Raw genomic sequence first — 17,332 nt, 5'->3', positions numbered from 1 at the left:
TTCCGTCATTTTACCCAGCTATCGGCTGAATCGATAGCAAACCATCAAAACATCGAATGACCTGAAAGGTTGTATTCGCCGCCCGTTCGTGGTTTCATGCAATACGCTGCTTTTCGCGCGAAAACCCCTGGTAGCGAACGAATGTTTCACGTGAAACATTCAAGCCTCGCTCAACTCGGCAGGGCGAGTTCGCGCGCAGGCGGCGACGAGAACGCACGACGACCAAGGAGCGACCCATGGCGAAGGACATCCCCTACGATCAGAAATACTACGATCCGGAGATCGAGTGCATGCCGCGGCCCCAGCTCGAGGCCCTGCAGCTCGAGCGCCTGAAGGCCATGGCGGCGTACGCGTACGAGAACACGGTGTACTACAAGCGTGCGTTCGACGAGGCCGGCGTGACGCCCGCCGACATCCAAACGCTCGCCGACATCGCGAAGTTCCCGTTCTGCGACAAGAAGACCGAGCGCGAGACCCAGCACGTGGGCAGCTTCTTCGGCGAGATGTGCTCCGTGCCCGAGGAGGAGGTCATCTTCATGGCCACCTCTTCCGGCTCGACGGGTGTGCCCACGGTGAGCCCCTTCACGCAAGAGGACTTCGACCTGTGGCAGGACACCGAGGCGCGCCTGTTCTGGCAGGCCGGCATGCGCCCGAACGACCGCTACGTGCACGGCCTGAACTTCGCGCTGTACGTGGGCGGCCCCGACGTCATCGGCGCGCAGCGTCTGGGCGCGCTCGCCATCTGGGTGGGCGCGGTGCCGTCCGACCGCCTGCTGTTCGTGCTCAAGCAGTACCAGCCCACGGTCATCTGGACGTCTCCCAGCTATGCGTGGCACCTCGGCGAGATCGCCAAGGAGAAGGGCTTCGACCCGAAGACGGATTTCAACATCCACACCATCATCGTGGCCGGCGAGGCGGGCGGCTCCATCAAGTCCACGCGCGAGAGCATCGAGAACCTGTGGGGCGCGAAGGTGGTGGACTTCTACGGCCTGTCCGACATCTACGGCGCGTGCGCGGCCGCGTGCGAGGCGCACGACGGCCTGCACATCGTGGAGGACCAGATCCTCGTTGAGACGGTGGATCCGACCACCGGCGAGGTGCTGGCTCCGGGCGAGACGGGCGAGCTGGTGTACACGACGCTCATGAAGAAGGCGCGTCCGATGATCCGCTTCCGCACGGGCGACATCGGCTACGTGAGCACCGACACCTGCGAATGCGGCCGCACGCTGGCGCGCATCCACGTGACCGGGCGCAAGGACGAGATGTTCATCGTCGGCGCCGTCAACGTGTTCCCGAGCGACATCGAGTACGTGGTGCGCGGGCTGGACGGCCTCACCGGCGAATACTCCATCCGCGTGTACGAGAAGGACTTCACCTGCAAGTACGAGGTGTCGGTGGAGCGCGCGCTCGGCAGCGACGAGCCCTACGACGAGGTGGCGAAGCGCGCCGAAGCCGCGCTCAAGGCGCACACCGGCGTGCGTCCGGCCAAGGTGATCGTGTATGATGCAGGCAAGCTAGGCACGTCGTCCGAGCACAAGGCCAGCCGCTTCATCGACGAGCGCGGCTGCCAGACTCGCTAGGGAAGGAAGCAACCTATGACCACTGCTGAAACCACTTTCGCCGTCTCCGGCCAGCACTACCTGTTCAACGTGCAGACGTTCGCCCACGTGGTGCTCGCGCTCGGCGGCGACGCGTACGCCTACGCCCTGCGCGACCGCACCACACGTGGCGTCATCGACGACGTCGCCAGCGGGAAGAGCGAGCTGGGCGTGCTGTTCGAGACCTCGGCCACGGCCGACGAGCTGAACGAGGCGCTCGACGCGGCGGGCCTGGAGTTCGTGGAGCTCATCGAGTCGGCCCCGCGCGTCGCGCTGCCCAAGAGCCACCCCATGGTGAACGCCGCCAGCCTCTCGCTCGAGGACATGGAGGACTTCCCGTACCTCTACTTCGAGCAGGACGAGGACTCGCCCGTGGCCTTCGCCGAGGAGGCGCTCGCCGGCGTGCCGCGCGCGAAGTCCATCGCGTGCACCGACCGCGCCTCGCTCTCCGAGCTCATCGTGGCGCTCAACGGCTACACGGTGACGAGCGGCATCCTCGTGGGCATCTCCGACGGCGCGGGCCTCAACACCGTGCCGCTCGACACCGATGTGAAGCTGCGCCTCGGCTACGTGGCCCGCAAGGGCGAAGCGCTCGGCGACGTCGCCCAGCGCTTCGTGGAAACCCTCAAGAAGAACCTCGTGAAGTACGCGCGGTTCTAAGACTGCGGAACCAACAGATCGCAGCCCCCTTGTAACCTGCAATTCGCAAGTTGCAAGGGGGCTTTGTTCATTGTAGTTGACAAAATTTGCCTTTTGGCATAGTTTGTCAACTACAATGAACAAAGGAGCCCTCATGATCGAACGACCGCTCTATCTCGATAGGATTCGCCCGTTCATCGGCAAGCCCATCATCAAGGTGGTCACAGGCGTGCGCCGCGCGGGAAAGTCGACGATCCTCGAGCTTGTGCGCGCAGAGCTGCAAGCGCAGGGCATCTCCCAAGCGCGTATGCTTGATATCAACTTGGAGAAGTATTCGAATCGGCACTTCAAGGATCCCGAGGTGCTTTACGCGCACGTGAGCCAGTGGGCGGATGGGCTCAACGGCAGGCAAGGCTTCCTTTTCCTTGACGAGATCCAGGAAGTCGAAACCTGGGAGCAGCTTGTTCCCGGGCTGCAAACGGAGTTCGGGTTGGACATCTACCTTACGGGATCGAACGCCCGCTTTCTTTCGAGCGAATTCGCCACTTACCTGAGCGGGCGATACGTGGAGTTCAAGGTGTTCCCGTTCTCGTTCTCGGAGTTCGTGCGCCTGCGTGCCGATAGCGGTATGGAAGAGGGGGTGGACGAGGCCTTCGATGTGTTCCGTATCTTGGGCGGATTCCCATTTCTCTCGTATCTCGATTACGAGCCCGGACCCAGTCGCGAGTACCTCTTGGGAATCTACGACACCGTCGTGCTGAAGGATATGGTGGAGCGCGAGAACATCAAAGACGCGCCGCTTTTGGGGGAACTGCTTCCGTTTTTGATGGCGAACATAGGCCACACCTTCAGCGGTCGGAGTATCGAGCGCATGCTGGAGGGCGAGGGCATCTCTATCTCCATCGGGTCGGTGCTGAAGTACGTGCAGGTGGCGTGCCATGCGAACTTGCTGTACCGAGCACCTCGCGTCGACGTTATGAGCAAGAAGGTGTTCAAAAGCCAAGAGAAGTACTACCTAGTCGATCAGGGATTGCGCGAGGCGGTGTACGGAAGCAACGACCGCAACATCGATCAGGTGCTTGAGAACATCGTTTTCTTGGAGCTGCTTCGCTATGGATGGAGCGTCACCGTGGGCGACAAGCCTTTTTTGGATTCCGCGAGTGTTGGAGATTCCTCCCCGTTGCCGGGCGCCTCACCAAGGGAAATCGACTTCGTCGCATCGAAGGGCTCGCGCAAGCTGTACCTTCAAGTATGCTATCTGCTGGCAAGCGATTCGACGGTGGAGCGCGAGTTTCGGCCTCTGGAGGAGCTGCGAAGCGATTTCCCCAAATACGTGCTGTCGATGGATAAAGTCGATCGCAGCAGAAACGGCATCATCCACCGGGATATCCGCAGGTTCCTCCTGGAATCCGATAGCCTACTCCGCTAGCGGGTCGTCCTCGTCGGGCGCGGCGTGCTTGCCGAGGGGCTGCTCGGCGCGGGCGCGGGCCTTGGCGTGCGCGGCGGCGCGGGCGGGGGAGCGGTAGCGGGCCGTTTCGCCTTCCGCCTCAAGCTCCTGGGCGATGGCGCGGACGCGGGCTTTCTCGTGGGCGGCTGCGCGCGTGGGCGAGACGGCGGGGCGATCGGTCGCGGCCTCGTCCTTCGCCTCCTTGGAAAAGCCCAGGCGGATGCCGATGTACTCGCTCACCAGCAGCACGAACAGGATGCACATGACGATGAGGTAGCCGATCACCGCGCCCGGCAGCCCGGTGAAGTTCACCAGCAGGATGGGCACGAACAGCGAGAACCCGAACGTGATGATGTAGAGCTTCGTCACGGCCTGCTGCCGGCGCAGCACGGTGATGACCTGGTACAGAAAGTCGATGCCCGCCGTCACGCCGCCCGCGGCGATCATGATGAACAAAAGGCCGCGGAACTGCTCGAAGTCCAGGCCGTAGAGGAAGCTCATGACGGGGATGCCGATCCACCCCATGACGAGGGCCGTCACGCCTGTGTACGCTACCACCACGAGCATGATGGCCACGATGATCAGGTCGAACTTCTTCCGTTTGCCGGGGTCGCCCCACGCCTCGGCCATGCGCACGAGCAGGGGCTTGTAGATGAGCCCGATGGTGAGCAGGATGCCCTGCGCGGGGAAGTACAGCGCATTGAAGTACAGCTGGTTGTCGTAGCTGAGCACGCCCTCCATCACGAACTTCGGCATGTTGTCGATGAGCGCGTACAGGAACAGCGCCAGGAACAGCGGGAAGCAGCTCTTGAACAGCCGGCCCACGCTGGCGGGGCTCACGCGGCGCGACTTCGGCGTCTCGAACAGCGCGAGCGGGAATGTGAGCACCACGAAGGTGACCGCCGCCGCCGCGGCCATGACGATGCAGGCCACGGGCAGGTTGCGCGTGATGAGCAGTGCGAGCGAGAACGCGATGAGCACCACCACCGAGCGGAATGCCTGCGAGACGCCTGCGAGGTAGAGCTTGTCCACCTGCTGCAGGCGGCCTTCGTACACGTCGGCCAGGCCGTCCACCATCTTGTACACGTACACGCCTAGGCTGATGGTGAACATGTCGCTGGCGTACCCGCGGATCGAGCAGTACGCCACGCCGACGGCCACCATGATGGCGCAGGTGATCCACCGGTTCAGCTGGTAGTCGGAGAACGAGTGCCGTTCGTCGAGGTCGGACACCTGGTAGGTGCGCACGCCGTAGTTGGCCAGGAACATGAGCAGCATGCCCGTGACGAACGCCATGGAGAACATGCCGGCCTGCTCCACGCCAACGAGCTGCGTGACCACCACGGTGAGGATGGGGAACACCATGCCCCACGCGCCGATGCCGATGGAGTTCCACACGTAGTCGCGCGTGGTGCGGTGCGCGGCGTACTGCGCCTCCTGCTCGGCGAGCGAGCGGTCGGACACGGCGCCGAGCAGGCGGTTGCACCAGTGGTTCACCGAGCGCGTGACGAAGTTGGGCTTGCGCGGCATCTTGGGAGCCTCGTTTTGGCGGGCACGCGAGTTGGCGCCGAGGAAGGGGGTGGTGTCGGAAGGGGTTGCCGACGCGTGGGAGCCGCGCTCGTTCGCGGGCTGCGAGTCGTCGTCGGCCGCGTTGAGGCGCGCGCGAGTCTCGCGCGCGTGATGCGCGACGGCAGTGCTCGGATCCTTCCCCAGACGTTTCATAGTTCGGAATTATAGTTCATCAACCGCGCGATTCCCGATATCCACACCAGCATCAAACGCCGCCAATTGCGCGGCAAAGGCGCATCGGGCGAAGAGCCGGGGCCGCGTGCCGCCGGCGGGGAGTTGGCGGCTGTGCGGCGGGGTTCGAGGCGCGATCCTCGGCCGGAGCGCTATACTTGCAGACGATGTAATCGAGGGCGGTGGGAGAAGCTCATGATCGAAGTTTTATGGCACGGCCGGGGCGGGCAGGGCGCGTTCACGGCGGCGCGGCTTCTGGGCGCGGCGGCATCGATGGAGGATGGGCGGCACGCGCTCGCGTTCCCGGCGTTCGGACCCGAGCGTCGCGGCGCGCCCATCAGGGCGTTTACGAAGATGGACGATGCGTCCATCGGCGACCGCAGTGCCATCGCGCAGGCCGACTACGTGGTGTACTTGGATGACACGCTGCTCGGCGACGGCTGGGAGCGCGAACTCAAGCCTGGCGGCCTGGTTCTGGTGAACAGCACGCGTGCGTTCGACGATGCGTGCATCGTGGCGCTCGATGCCGACGGCATCTCGAGCGCGGTTCTCGGCCGGCCCATCCCCAACACGGTGTTCCTCGGCGCGCTGGCGGCGCTCTGCGAGAGGGTGGAGCTGGCCGACGTGGAGGAGGCCATCCGCCAGTACATGCCCGCGAAGCTGCACGCGAAGAACATCGATATCGTGCAGAAGGCGTGCGCCGTTTGTCATCCTGAGCGCAGCGACGGAGCAGCCACCCCTTGTCATCCTGGGCGAGCGCAGCGAGTCGAAGGATCCCCTGCGGCGTCAGCCGAAAGCGCCGCGACGACGGTGCCCCAGCGCCCGGCATCCCTCATCCCCACGCTTCGCTCCGGCGCGCTCGATCCCGCCGAGTTCGCGCATTCCACGTGCTTCGAGGGCGGCTACCTCACGGTGAAGAACGCGGGCTGGCGCAACATCCGCCCCGTGATCGATCCGGCCGCCTGCACGGGCTGCCTGCAATGCTACCTCTACTGTCCTGACGGCACCGTCTTCAAGGTGGCCGACCCCGCGCCCGGCGGCGCTCCGGTGGCCATCGACTACGACTTCTGCAAGGGCTGCGGCGTGTGCGCGAAGGCGTGCAGGTTCGGCGCCATCACGATGATCCCCGAAAGCGAGGCGGATGCCCGATGAAGCGGTTCCTTTCCGGCGACGAGGCCCTCGCCGAGGGCGTGCGGCTGGCGCGCCCGCAGGTCATTTCCGCGTATCCCATCACGCCGCAGACGGTGGTGGTGGAGCGCCTGAGCGAGATGGTGGAGGACGGAAGTCTGGCCGCCGAGTACGTGCACGTGGAGTCCGAGCATTCGGCGCTCTCGTGCGCCATCGGCGCGTCGGCCACGGGCGCGCGCACGTTCACAGCCACGTCGAGCCAGGGCCTGCTGTACATGGCCGAGTGCCTGACCTACGCGTCGGGCGGGCGGTTCCCCATCGTCATGATGAACGCGAACCGCGCCACCGCCCTGCCGTGGAACATCTACGGCGACCAGCGCGACTCGCTGTCGCTTCTGGACCACGGCTGGATCCAGGTGTACGCCGAGAACAACCAGGAGGCGCTCGACCTGGCCCTCATGGCCTACGCCGTGGCCGAGGATCCGGCCGTGCGCACGCCGGTGATGGTGAACCTGGACGGCTTCGCGCTCACGCACACCTACGAGACGGTGGACGTCCCCACACCCGATGAGGCCGACGCGTTCCTGCCGCCCTACGACGGCGCGGGCAACCGCTTCGACTTCGAGAACCCGGTGAGCATCGGCTTCTCGGCGGGGCCGGACTACGATCGCTACTTCAAGTACTGGGAGCATCGCGACATGCAGGAGGCCGCGCCGCGCGCCATCAAGGAGGTGGAGGCGCGCTTCGCCGAAGTGTTCGGGCGACGCTACACTGGCATGATCGAGTGCGTGAACTGCGACGATGCCGACGTGGTGCTGGTGACGCTCGGGTCGGTGGCGGGGCTCGTGCGCGGCGTGGTGGAGAAGCTCCGCGCCCAGGGAGTGCGCGCCGGCATGCTGCGCATCCGCTACCTGCGCCCGATGCCGAGCGTGCTCGTGGCCACTGCGCTCGCGGCCGCGAAGGCCGTGGGCGTGCTGGAGAAGGACGTCTCGTTCGGCGCGGAGGGCACGGTGTACACCAACGTGAACTCGGCGCTGCAGCAGGCGGGGGCGCGCGTGCCGTCGTACAACTTCATTGGCGGCCTGGGCGGCGATGACATCTCCGAGGCCCAGGTGGAGGGTATGTTCCGCGCGCTCGCGCAGGCGGCCGAGGGCACGCTCGACCTGCCGCACGTAAGCTTCCTGGGAATCGATTCGCCGGCGGACGCCGTCTCGGAAGGAGGCCGATAGCCATGGCCGTCACCGCCAAGAACATGACCGACGACGAGCTGTTCTTCGGGCACAAGGCGTGCGCGGGCTGCGGCGGGTCGCTTGCCGTGCGCGCGGCGCTCAAGGTGCTGGGGCCGAACGCCGTGGCCGCGCTGCCCGCGGGCTGCATGAGCGCCGTCGGGTTCAACTTCCCGCAGCTCGCCTTTGCGAACAACGCCATGATCACGCCCTTCGCCGCCACGGCCAGCGTGCTCACCGGCATCGAGGCCGGCCTGCGCGCGCAACACAAGTTGCCCGACGACTGTACGGTGGTGGGCTTCGCCGGCGACGGCGGCACGGCCGACATCGGGCTGCAGGCGCTCTCGGGTGCCATCGACCGCAACGACGACGTGCTCTACATCTGCTACGACAACGAGGCGTACATGAACACGGGCATCCAGAAGAGCTCGCTCACCCCGTTCGGCGCCAAGACCACCACCACGCCGGCCGGCAGCAACGTGCACGGCTGCCTCACGCAGAAGAAGAACCTGTTCGAGATCGTGGCCGCGCACGGCATCCCCTACGCCGCCACGGCGAGCGTGGGCTACCTGAACGACTTCATCCGCAAGGTGGAGCGGGCGCGCGACATCAAGGGCACGCGCTACATCCACGTGATCGCCCCGTGCCCAACCGGCTGGGGCTGCGGCGTGGACGAGACGGCAGACATCGCCAAGGATATCGTGGACACGGGACTCTGGTACCTCGCTGAATACGAGGGCGGCTCGTTCAAGCTCAACCGCGACCCCAAGGAGTTCGCCAGCGTCGAAGCCTACCTGCGTCGCCAAGGCCGCTTCCGCGCGCTTTCGGACGACGAGATAGCCGCCGTCGAAGCCGCCCGCGACGCAAAGTGGGAGGTCATGCGGAGGGAGTGGAAGTAATTTACGTCCGGAGCCCCGCACCAAGGTGATGCGGGGCTCCCGCCTTTTCTGACTAAACGATTCTCCAATGGCCGCCTTTGTTCGGCCCGACGTGCTCGAGCATTCCAATCCGCTGCAGCTTCCCAACGCGTTTTTTCGCAGCATCGACGCTTATGCCCAGCGTGCGAGCCGCTTGCTCGATGGTTTGGTGCGGATTTTGCTCGAACTCTGCGAGCGTTTCCTGATCCTTTGCAGTGAGCTTTACTTTCTGGGTAGTTTTCTGGGTAGTTTTCTGGGTAGTTTTTTCATTTACACCGTCACTCCCGTTCGTCCCTTTGCCCGTGAGTGCCCGATCTACCGCAGCTTCCATCGCAGCGAACTCCGGGTTTATGAACATGGTGACCATGGTGAGCTCGTCGGTGTCGTTGTCGGGTTCGAAGCGTAGCGCGGGCGAGCCGTTCTCCTCGAGGGCGCTCTTCGCGCGACGAATGCCCGAGCCGTAGCTCTCGATGAGATGGAGGGCGTGGAACATCTCCTTGATTTCGGGATTCTCGTACACGCGCTTGGGAAACTCGACGTCGTTGTTCATGGCTTCTATGGTGACGGGCGGTATGGGGCGGTTGTGATTGACGAACACGATCTTGTCCGCGTACACGTAAATGCCGCCGTAGTTCTCGTCATCGTACTGCCGGTGCAGGATCATATTGGTCGCAAGTTCCTCGAAGGCCTGAGCAGGGTAGTTGTAGACGATGCGATGCTGGTCGATTCCCGGCGTGCGAACGGTGAACGATCGCTCGATGACGTTTTTGAAGTACGTCCCTACGAATTGCGCCTGCACCCAGATGGGCCCTTCGAACGTTTCCGCCGACATGCGGTCGGTATCGTCCATGATGTCGCTGATAACCTCGACGTAAGCGCCCTTGATAAAATCTCGGGGCCTGTTGGCGAACATGAGGACCGCGAAATTCTTGACGCGCAGGCCTCCGAAGTCGCTTTCGGATACAAGTCCCATGCTTTTCGCCATCTCGAGCTTGGAGAGCGTGCGGACGTCTTCGCGTGCTCCAGTCTGCACCAGGTACTCGCGCATGTACTCGTAGTTGAGGTCGTCGAGCGTGGCGCGTTCGTTGAGCTCCGAGCTGAAATGGTAGTCGGCGAACTTCTTCAACAAGTGGAATTCCTGCGTGTGGTTCGGCGGCACGGTGTCGCGGGACACGCGGATGTAGCGCCCCGGTTTGATGCCGTGCTTTTTCGAAGCGACCTCTTTCGTCTCGTATGGGCCTGCGGAGCCTGGCTCGATGGCCACGATGAGATACGAGCGGTCGTCGAATTCGTCTACGATGAAATGCACGATGGGTTTGGGCACGACGCAGGCGACAAGCGACTTCAGCGTGTTCTCGGTCGTTTCCAGATTCGCCTCGTCGATGCCGGCTATGGGCAGAACGGGCACGGCCTTCCGTCCGTCCTGCGCGTCCTCTTCTTCGACACCGATGAACAGAAGCCCGATTTCCCTGTTCATGTAATTGTTGGCGAAAGCGCACATCGTTTTGAGGATGCCGCCCTTGAACTCAGCTGATTTCTTGTATTCGATGAAGTCGCTTTCAACATGACGGGATGCCAGGAGCTCGTGCGCCAAGCGGCGAATATCCTCGCGTTTCATAGCAGGTTCTCCTTTCCCGTCCGGCTTTTCGACTTTCGATTATAACTTGAAACACCGCCACTGACAGACCGAGTCGCAGCTTCGAAAAGGCTTTGCAGCCGCTGGTATACTGTTCTCGTTCTTTGCGTCATCGTTTTCGTGGAAGGAAAGGGGTCGACGTCATGCCGTTTCGGATCGTTCGCGACGATATAGCGCATATGCGGGTGGACGCGGTAGTGAACGCCGCGAACGCCCAGCTGCTGGCGGGCGGGGGCGTGTGCGGCTCGCTGTTCCACGGCGCCGGGCATGAGGAGCTTGCGCGCGCATGTCGCGCCATCGGCGTCTGCCCGGTGGGCGGGGCGGTGGTCACGCCGGGGTTCGCGCTGCCCGCCCGCTACATCATCCACGCGGTGGGGCCCATCTGGCGCGGCGGGGATGAAGGCGAGGCGGCGCTGCTTCGGCAATGCTACGACGCAGCTCTCGCCCGTGCTGAGGAGCTTGGCGTCGAGTCGGTGGCGTTCCCGCTCATCTCCACCGGTGCATTCGGCTTCCCCAAGCCGGCGGCGCTGGCCATCGCGCTCGAGGCGTTCGCGAGCTTCCTGGCCGACCATGACGTCGACATCTACCTCGTGGTGTTCGACCGCGCGTCGTTCGACATCGGGGAGTCGCTGTTCGCGTCGGTGCGGCAGTACATCGACGACACCTATGAGAAGGCGTATGACTACCTGGGGACGGCGGTCCTGAGCGATGAACTCGCTGCAGGATTCAGCTTCGAGGATACTGAACTCCGCAGCCGGCGCGTGCAGCCTGCTGCCCCGAGAGTCGCCGCTCGAAGCGCGACCGCCTCGCAGGCAGAAGACCTCTCCCAGCTCGTGGACAACCTGGATGAGTCGTTCTCTGAGTGTTTGCTGCGCCTCATCGATGAGCGCAGCATGACCGACGTGGAGGCGTACAAGCGCGCGAACGTCAGCCGCAAGCTGTTCTCGAAGATCCGCAGCGACAAGGCGTACCGCCCCAGCAAGCCCACGGCGCTCGCGTTCGCCGTGGCGCTGCGGCTCTCGCTCGAAGAGACGAAGGGCCTGCTCGAGAAGGCCGGATTCGCGCTCTCGCACGCGAGTAAGTTTGACGTGATCGTGGAGTATTTCATCCGGCGGCAGGAGTACGACCTGTTCGTCATCAACGAGACGCTGTTCGCCTTCGACCAGATGCTACTGGGCTCGTAAGGCTCAGCGCGCGATTGTCGCCTACGAGGCGACCTTATGGCGCGTGTTCCCTTCTATAGTGGCTTTGTCGGCGGGGCTCCGATGCGCGGGGCTCCCTCAAGCCAAAGAGAAGGAGCGAACATGAACGCCAACGAAACGACAACCGGGCACGCAACGACTGAGCTCGTGTTCCTGCTAGATCGCAGCGGGTCGATGGCCGGCCTGGAAACGGATACTATCGGCGGCTTCAACGCAGTGCTTGAGCAGCATCGCCAGCAGCCCGGGCAGGCGGTTCTCTCCACGGTGCTGTTCGACCACGAGACGCTCGTGCTGCACGACCGGGCAGACCTGCAGCAGGTGCGGCCGCTCACGAGCGACGACTACTCCGTGCGCGGCTCGACGGCCCTGCTCGATGCGGTGGGCGGCTCCATCAAGCACATCGCCATGGTGCAGCGCTACCTGCCCGACGGGTTCAAGCCGGACAAGACCATCTTCGTCATCACCACCGACGGCATGGAGAACGCGAGCCGCCGCTACTCGTACGATGATGTCAAGCGCCTGATAAGCGAGCGCGAGGAGCAAGGGTGGGAGTTTTTGTTCCTCGGCGCGAACATCGACGCGGCGAAGGAGGCGGGGAGGATAGGCATCCCGGCCGCGCGGGCGGCGCGCTACGTGGCCGACGGCGAGGGATCCGCGGTGATGTTCGGGGCCGTCGCGCAGGCCACCTGCAACCTGCGCGAGCAGCAGGTGCTGTCCGAAGACTGGAGCGACGCGATTGCCGATGATCTTGAGGCACGCGGATAGGCGCACGCCTCGCAGCCTACGTTTTCTCCGAAGTGCGCGACCTCTGCGCCGGACTTCGCACGCCTGACGCGCAAGCTATGGTACCGTTTGCATGAACGCATGGGGCGAACGTGCGAGGGGAAGGGGGTGCGGCAATGGACTTGAGCGCGGTGGCGGGCGTCATCGGCACGTTCGCGTCCGATATCCTTATCACGTATGCTTGGATACGGCTGCTGCACATGCGCTCGAACGTGCTGTTCCTCATCCTGCTCGCCCCGTTCATGCTGTTTGTTCTCGCGGCGCGCAACGAGATCGGCGCCACCGTCCGGCTCCTCTTCCTCATCATGGGCTCCGGGGTGATTCCGTTCGCCGTGGCAACCGATGGGGTCTTGCGCAGGCTGCTGGTCGTGGCCTTGGTGAACGTGTGCATCATCGTTGCGGAGCTTGTTTCCATCAGCTCGTGGTATCTTATGACCGGCCTTGAGGCAATAGAGTTCAGCTCGGCCTGGAGCAATCTTGGCGCTTATACGTTTACCCACGTCATGCACCTGATCATCTTAGCGGTCCTGTTCGCGGCCATAGATGCCACGCTCAAGCGTTTTGACAGCGATCAGGCGCAAGGGCTGCAGAACTTCGTATGGTTCCCCGTCGCGCAGGCGCTCATGCTGGCCCTGGCGCTTGCGTGCGGCGTGTACCTGCGCCAGGGGTCAGACGTGCTCTATTTCGGCACTGCCGTGCTTTCGCTGCTCTGCCTTGCCGCCGACTTTGCGTTGATGACGTCGGCGGGTCGATTCGCTCGCAAGCGCCGCGAAGATCAGCGCGCCGCCTTGCTGCAGCAACATCTCGACGAGTGTTTGGCGCAATGCGATACGTTCGTCGAAGAGGCCGAGCGCACAGCGAAGATGCGTCATGACGTGCGCAATCAAGCTCATGCTGCCCTGGCGCTTGCCGAGCGCGGCGACCTCGTACGTGCTCGCGAGCATGTAGCGGCGTTCGGCGCTTCGCTTGCGAAGCAGCCTCAATCCGGTGAAGCGGGGTATCGTTCCTAATGCCCGACGTTCTTCTCGATATTGTCGGAGTCCTTCCTGTTCAGACGCTGTTCGCGTATGCGCTCACCAAGATGCTTGATATTCGCAGACCGGTTTTGTACTGGGTGCTGGAAATGGCTTTCGTGTTGTTCATAGCCGGCACGCGCTCAATCACGAGCGTCGAGTTTCGGCTGGTGGCGGCGATTGCCCCCGCTCTCGTTCCCATCGTTTTGTCCGAGGGCGGCCTGGCTCGCCGGATCCTTATCGTGGCGCTGGCCCACTTCGTGCTGTTCTTCGCCGATCTGCCGGGCGGAGCGCTCTGGATAACCGTGACGGGCACGCCGGTGGGTGATTACAACGCGGTGCGCGCCAACCTGGGCGCGTTTGCCGTGACCCACGCACTCCATTTCGTGCTCGTGGCTCTGCTGCTCACCGTGCTTTACCGGCTTGTGCGTCGCTTTCCCCCCAAAAGGCACGAGAGGGAGAAGTCTGCGCGCCTACCGGCCCTTTTCTCCGTCATTCAGCTCGTGTTGGCAAGCATCATGATCATTTTGCCGATGGGCTATATCGAGAATTCCCTGCGGTATTATGCGGTGGGCGTAGCACTGTCTTTGATGGGCTTCGCGGCTGATGCGCTGTTGTTCGCGGCGATGAGCCGCTACACTCAGAAACGCCGCGACGATGAGCGCGCGACATTGCTTGAAGAGCAGCTCGACGGCTACCTCGCGCAATGCGGAGAGTTGGTTGAAGACATCGAGCGCACGTTGAAGATGCGCCATGATGTGGGGAATCAGGTGCAGGTGGTGCTCGCGTTGTCGAATCGGGGAAGGTTTCACGAGGCGTATGAGCACCTCGGCCGGGTGAGCGAGATGCTTGCCGGTTCCAGCGCAGGCGAGGAGGTTGTTCGGTCATGAGAAACGCCATAGCGATAGGCGCGCTTCTGCTGATGTGCGCGTTCATGGTGATGCTCGCGCGCAGGCTCCGCGGCATCGCCCCTGCGCGCCTGCTCATCAACCTGCTGTTTCCCTTCAGCCAGCTGTGCATTGCGGCGTTTCTGCTCTACTACGCGATTGCGTACGATCTGCCCCTTTGGATGTTCGTCCTGATCGTAGCCGTGAGCATTCTGTGCGGTCCGGTTGATCTGGTTTTGTTCAAGATGCTGGGGGAGTCGGAGGAGCGCGAGCTGTCGCGCGAGCGCGTACGTCTTCTCGAAGAGCAGCTGCACGCGCAGGAGGATTACCTGCGGCGGCTGTCTGCAGACATCGAGGAGGCCTGCCGCGTACGCGAGGACGTTGCCCGCGAACTGTCGGCTGTGGAAAAGCTGCTGGATCAACGCGAAGCCGAGCAGGCATCGCGCGGGCTGATGAGGGCAGTGGGTCTTATGGACGCAACATGCAAGCGCACGTGCGAGCATCGCGTGGTGGACGCGCTCGTTTCGATGAAGGCCGCCGAATGCGACAAAAATGATATCCGCCTGACGCTCAACCTGGCGGTTGCCGACGATATAGGGCTTTCCAGCGTGGAGTTGTGCGCGGTGTTCTCGAATATGCTGGACAACGCCATCAACGCCTGCGTCAAGGTGCCCGAGGGAGAGCGGTTCGTGGAGCTGAGCGCGCGCGAAAACACGGGGTATTTGGTGGTTCACATGAAGAACAGCTGCGTGACGTCTGAATCGGTTGCCCATCGTGCGCCGCGCAGAAGGGGAGCCGCTCTGCCTCGGCACGGTTGGGGTCTCAGCATCCTTCAGTCCCTCGCCGATCGCCACGATGGCAAACTTGAAACCGCCCAGGCAGCCGGCGTGTTCACTACAACGGTGTTGCTTCGGGTGGATTCTGCGGCAGATGATCAATTATACTTGGGCAGCATCAAAAGCGCATCGTAGTGAAAAGCTCTCGAGAGTTGGAATGTTGTCATGTATCGCTTGCTCATTGTCGAGGATAATCCCGACCATAGGGAGGTTCTCCAAAAATTGGCAGAGTCGCATCCTTGCGCCTCTGAGTTGCGCGTCGATTATGTCGCCGATGCTGCAAGCTTGGAAGCGCGCAGCGCGGATGATCCGATTGACATTTTGCTTATCGACATCGATTTGGGCCCCCATGAACCCAATGGCATCGAAGTAGTCCAAAGCCTCTTTCCTGCGGGAAGCGGGACGCAGGTAGTCTATGTGACGGGCCATCTGGAATTCTGCACACGCGTGTACCGAACCGAGCATGTGTACTTCCTGGCGAAGCCCGTGAGCAAAGACGATTTCGATGATGCGATTGACAAAGCGCTTGCCAAATTGAATGAACTTCGCGCCTTAACGCTCGCCATCCGTTCGGGTGGCATGGTGAAGCTTGTGCGTCCCCATGCCATCGATTTTGTCGAAAGCGACCGACGCAAAGTGCGCATCCATCTGGGTGGCGAGGTTTTGGAAACGTATTCGACGCTCGGCGATTTGGTTGAGCAGCTGCCTGGTTCGTTCGTCCAGTGCCATAAGAGCTTTCTCGTCAACATGGACCGCGTTGTGGAGTCGCGCAAAGATTGCTTTGTCCTGCGTTCCGGCGAGATTGTTCCCATCAGCCAAAAGAGGCGCAAGGCGACCCGCGAAGCCTTCTTTCGCCATTTGGGTAGGCAGTAAAAGAAAATGTCGGAGGATGCGGCTGGCGGGATTTCGCCAGCGTGTTCTTTCATGCGCCCCTTTTCCCTGCGCACTGCTGCCCACAAAGTATCCTCTTATTGTAATGCGAAGAGGCGCAGCGTGCTGGCGACGCCGCTTAGATTTACGTGCCGTTAGTCAGTTTTGACAGGAATGCGATCGGTCGTGACGAACGTCTGCCGCTCCGTGCAGAGGTGTTGCACAATACCCTCGATGCGCGCCTCGCTTTCTCCTTCTGAGCGGTTTTTGCCGGGTGCGCTGGTATCGGCCCCGAGAACCGGGAGGAAAAATGGCTTTGACTCATCTCCCGCCCAGGGGTCTGCGAGATCCATCGCAGAAGGGCTTCGTCCTCGTATCGCGCAGTTTGCGTTCCTCAGTGTTCCGCATCGCCGCGCCAGCTGCAAAACGCGCTGATGCGGCGGCACACTGCGTGAAGGTGACGAGAGGCAGCGAAAAAGCGATACTCCGGCAATTCGATGTTTTGAAACGATTGTCACGGTGCGAAGACGGCTGTTCGGGAGCTCTCGCGGTTCCGCGTCCGCTGCCGGACCTCGTATCGTTCGGGATGGGACATGCAGAATCGGGAAAAGGAACAGCCTTCTTATGGATTGCGACTCCGTGGGTGCGCGGCATGTCTCTCGACCGCCACATGGCGACTGCTGCGTGCGAAAAGCGCGAAAGCCTTCTTGTCGATGCGCTTGAGCTTGCGCTCGCGCTCGCCGAGGCGATCAACGGCCTGAGCCTCATGACGGAGCGCGGGCGAAAACTCGTCCATGGCGACATCAAGCCCTCGAATATCATCGTGTCGACCGGCGGGACCAAGCGGATATCCCTCGTCGATTTCGACACGCTGTTCTTCCAGGGCGATGAAGGGGCGCCCCCTTGCGGAACATACGGTTACTCGGCTCCGGAGATCGTTGCGGCGGAGGAGGAGGGCTGGGCTTGCGGAGGCGATTCTGCCGACGTTTACTCGTTCGGCGTTGTGGCGCACGAGATGCTGACGGGGGCATGGCCCTATCCTTTTCCGGCGGGACTGATAGCCGGTCGATCGCATTGGATATCCTGGTTCAGGCGCTCTTCGATTATTCGGATCGAAGAGCGCCTTCCTCCGGACGTTCACGCTCTTTTGCTTGCATGCCTCGCGCGTGATCCCTGCTCGCGTCCGCGTTGCGACGAGGTGGTCGCCATCCTGAAACGCATGGCGAACCGTTATAGAGACTCGAGCATTCTATGCTCGCGGCGCACTTGCGAGCCCGCGCCGCCTACTCCGGCATCGTCGGCTGAGTCGGCGGCTTGTTTGGAGCCATGGATCGATCCGGAAGTGTTGCGCAACAGCTTGCGCGCGAGTTTGCGCATACTCTAGATGCATGACTTCCAAGAGCAGAGAAC

15 protein-coding genes are annotated in these 17,332 nt (G+C 62.7%); 13 read left to right on the top strand and 2 right to left on the bottom strand.

The window, feature by feature from the left end:
• The first annotated feature begins 236 nt into the window (after nt 1-236).
• From FX134_RS08140 to FX134_RS08130, 3 genes are all read left to right on the top strand, one after another.
• A complete protein-coding gene (locus tag FX134_RS08140) occupies nt 237-1,580 on the top strand; it encodes a phenylacetate--CoA ligase family protein (protein WP_080800249.1) in 1,344 nt (447 codons plus the stop codon).
• Between the two features lie 15 nt (nt 1,581-1,595).
• Nucleotides 1,596-2,258 (top strand): LysR family transcriptional regulator substrate-binding protein, encoded by a 663-nt coding sequence (locus FX134_RS08135; protein WP_080800248.1) that lies wholly within the window; start codon nt 1,596-1,598, stop codon nt 2,256-2,258.
• A 115-nt stretch (nt 2,259-2,373) separates the two neighbouring features.
• Complete coding sequence (locus FX134_RS08130) at nt 2,374-3,666, top strand: ATP-binding protein (protein ID WP_080800245.1); 1,293 nt, start codon at nt 2,374-2,376, stop codon at nt 3,664-3,666.
• Here the strand turns inward: FX134_RS08130 and FX134_RS08125 are convergent.
• Nucleotides 3,655-5,406 (bottom strand): lipopolysaccharide biosynthesis protein, encoded by a 1,752-nt coding sequence (locus FX134_RS08125; RefSeq protein ID WP_232050875.1) that lies wholly within the window; start codon nt 5,404-5,406, stop codon nt 3,655-3,657. The two genes, FX134_RS08130 and FX134_RS08125, sit on opposite strands and share 12 nt — an antisense overlap.
• A 213-nt stretch (nt 5,407-5,619) precedes the next feature.
• On the opposite strand from FX134_RS08125, the gene FX134_RS08120 reads away from it, so the two are divergent.
• From FX134_RS08120 to FX134_RS08110, 3 genes are read left to right on the top strand one after another with little or no spacing between them, the layout of a single operon-like run.
• Nucleotides 5,620-6,576: a 2-oxoacid:acceptor oxidoreductase family protein gene (locus FX134_RS08120; protein WP_080800242.1), complete on the top strand. Its 957-nt coding sequence runs from the start codon at nt 5,620-5,622 to the stop codon at nt 6,574-6,576.
• On the top strand, nt 6,573-7,781 hold the full coding sequence (gene porA, locus FX134_RS08115; protein WP_080800239.1) for a pyruvate ferredoxin oxidoreductase: 1,209 nt from the start codon (nt 6,573-6,575) through the stop codon (nt 7,779-7,781). The genes FX134_RS08120 and porA overlap by 4 nt, the downstream gene beginning before the upstream one ends.
• A gap of 2 nt (nt 7,782-7,783) precedes the next feature.
• Entirely contained in the window at nt 7,784-8,677 is an 894-nt protein-coding gene (locus tag FX134_RS08110; protein WP_080800235.1) for a thiamine pyrophosphate-dependent enzyme, read from the top strand.
• A 52-nt stretch (nt 8,678-8,729) separates the two neighbouring features.
• Here the strand turns inward: FX134_RS08110 and FX134_RS08105 are convergent, their stop codons facing one another.
• Nucleotides 8,730-10,313 (bottom strand): RNA-binding domain-containing protein, encoded by a 1,584-nt coding sequence (locus FX134_RS08105; protein WP_080800231.1) that lies wholly within the window; start codon nt 10,311-10,313, stop codon nt 8,730-8,732.
• A gap of 161 nt (nt 10,314-10,474) precedes the next feature.
• On the opposite strand from FX134_RS08105, the gene FX134_RS08100 reads away from it, so the two are divergent.
• The 7 genes from FX134_RS08100 to FX134_RS08070 all read left to right on the top strand — a co-directional run bounded on the left by FX134_RS08100 (nt 10,475) and on the right by FX134_RS08070 (nt 17,306).
• Nucleotides 10,475-11,515 carry a macro domain-containing protein gene (locus FX134_RS08100; RefSeq protein ID WP_080800228.1) on the top strand — a complete coding sequence of 347 codons (1,041 nt, stop codon included), beginning with the start codon at nt 10,475-10,477 and terminating at the stop codon, nt 11,513-11,515.
• Between the two features lie 120 nt (nt 11,516-11,635).
• On the top strand, nt 11,636-12,298 hold the full coding sequence (locus tag FX134_RS08095) for a vWA domain-containing protein (RefSeq protein ID WP_080800225.1): 663 nt from the start codon (nt 11,636-11,638) through the stop codon (nt 12,296-12,298).
• A gap of 134 nt (nt 12,299-12,432) precedes the next feature.
• Complete coding sequence (locus tag FX134_RS08090) at nt 12,433-13,326, top strand: hypothetical protein (RefSeq protein ID WP_080800222.1); 894 nt, start codon at nt 12,433-12,435, stop codon at nt 13,324-13,326.
• Entirely contained in the window at nt 13,326-14,219 is an 894-nt protein-coding gene (locus FX134_RS08085; protein WP_080800220.1) for a hypothetical protein, read from the top strand. Before FX134_RS08090 ends, FX134_RS08085 begins: the two co-directional genes overlap by 1 nt.
• Nucleotides 14,216-15,187 carry an ATP-binding protein gene (locus FX134_RS08080; protein ID WP_080800217.1) on the top strand — a complete coding sequence of 324 codons (972 nt, stop codon included), beginning with the start codon at nt 14,216-14,218 and terminating at the stop codon, nt 15,185-15,187. Before FX134_RS08085 ends, FX134_RS08080 begins: the two co-directional genes overlap by 4 nt.
• Before the next feature lie 30 nt (nt 15,188-15,217).
• Complete coding sequence (locus tag FX134_RS08075) at nt 15,218-15,925, top strand: LytR/AlgR family response regulator transcription factor (RefSeq protein ID WP_080800214.1); 708 nt, start codon at nt 15,218-15,220, stop codon at nt 15,923-15,925.
• A 313-nt stretch (nt 15,926-16,238) separates the two neighbouring features.
• Nucleotides 16,239-17,306 (top strand): protein kinase domain-containing protein, encoded by a 1,068-nt coding sequence (locus FX134_RS08070; RefSeq protein ID WP_172623427.1) that lies wholly within the window; start codon nt 16,239-16,241, stop codon nt 17,304-17,306.
• The last annotated feature ends 26 nt before the right edge of the window (nt 17,307-17,332 follow it).

The sequence above is a fragment of the Arabiibacter massiliensis genome (assembly GCF_902386925.1).
Taxonomy (GTDB): domain Bacteria; phylum Actinomycetota; class Coriobacteriia; order Coriobacteriales; family Eggerthellaceae; genus Arabiibacter; species Arabiibacter massiliensis.
This window is presented reverse-complemented; position numbering and strand designations above follow the sequence as displayed.

Bases quoted from the DNA above. Each gene is read 5' to 3' on its own strand.
- FX134_RS08140 (WP_080800249.1), top strand. From the start codon at position 237: ATGGCGAAGGACATCCCCTACGATCAGAAATACTACGATCCGGAGATC.
- FX134_RS08125 (WP_232050875.1), bottom strand. From the start codon at position 5,406: ATGAAACGTCTGGGGAAGGATCCGAGCACTGCCGTCGCGCATCACGCG.
- porA (WP_080800239.1), top strand. From the start codon at position 6,573: ATGAAGCGGTTCCTTTCCGGCGACGAGGCCCTCGCCGAGGGCGTGCGG.
- FX134_RS08095 (WP_080800225.1), top strand. From the start codon at position 11,636: ATGAACGCCAACGAAACGACAACCGGGCACGCAACGACTGAGCTCGTG.
- FX134_RS08135 (WP_080800248.1), top strand. From the start codon at position 1,596: ATGACCACTGCTGAAACCACTTTCGCCGTCTCCGGCCAGCACTACCTG.
- FX134_RS08085 (WP_080800220.1), top strand. From the start codon at position 13,326: ATGCCCGACGTTCTTCTCGATATTGTCGGAGTCCTTCCTGTTCAGACG.
- FX134_RS08080 (WP_080800217.1), top strand. From the start codon at position 14,216: ATGAGAAACGCCATAGCGATAGGCGCGCTTCTGCTGATGTGCGCGTTC.
- FX134_RS08120 (WP_080800242.1), top strand. From the start codon at position 5,620: ATGATCGAAGTTTTATGGCACGGCCGGGGCGGGCAGGGCGCGTTCACG.
- FX134_RS08090 (WP_080800222.1), top strand. From the start codon at position 12,433: ATGGACTTGAGCGCGGTGGCGGGCGTCATCGGCACGTTCGCGTCCGAT.
- FX134_RS08130 (WP_080800245.1), top strand. From the start codon at position 2,374: ATGAACAAAGGAGCCCTCATGATCGAACGACCGCTCTATCTCGATAGG.
- FX134_RS08110 (WP_080800235.1), top strand. From the start codon at position 7,784: ATGGCCGTCACCGCCAAGAACATGACCGACGACGAGCTGTTCTTCGGG.
- FX134_RS08100 (WP_080800228.1), top strand. From the start codon at position 10,475: ATGCCGTTTCGGATCGTTCGCGACGATATAGCGCATATGCGGGTGGAC.
- FX134_RS08075 (WP_080800214.1), top strand. From the start codon at position 15,218: ATGTATCGCTTGCTCATTGTCGAGGATAATCCCGACCATAGGGAGGTT.
- FX134_RS08105 (WP_080800231.1), bottom strand. From the start codon at position 10,313: ATGAAACGCGAGGATATTCGCCGCTTGGCGCACGAGCTCCTGGCATCC.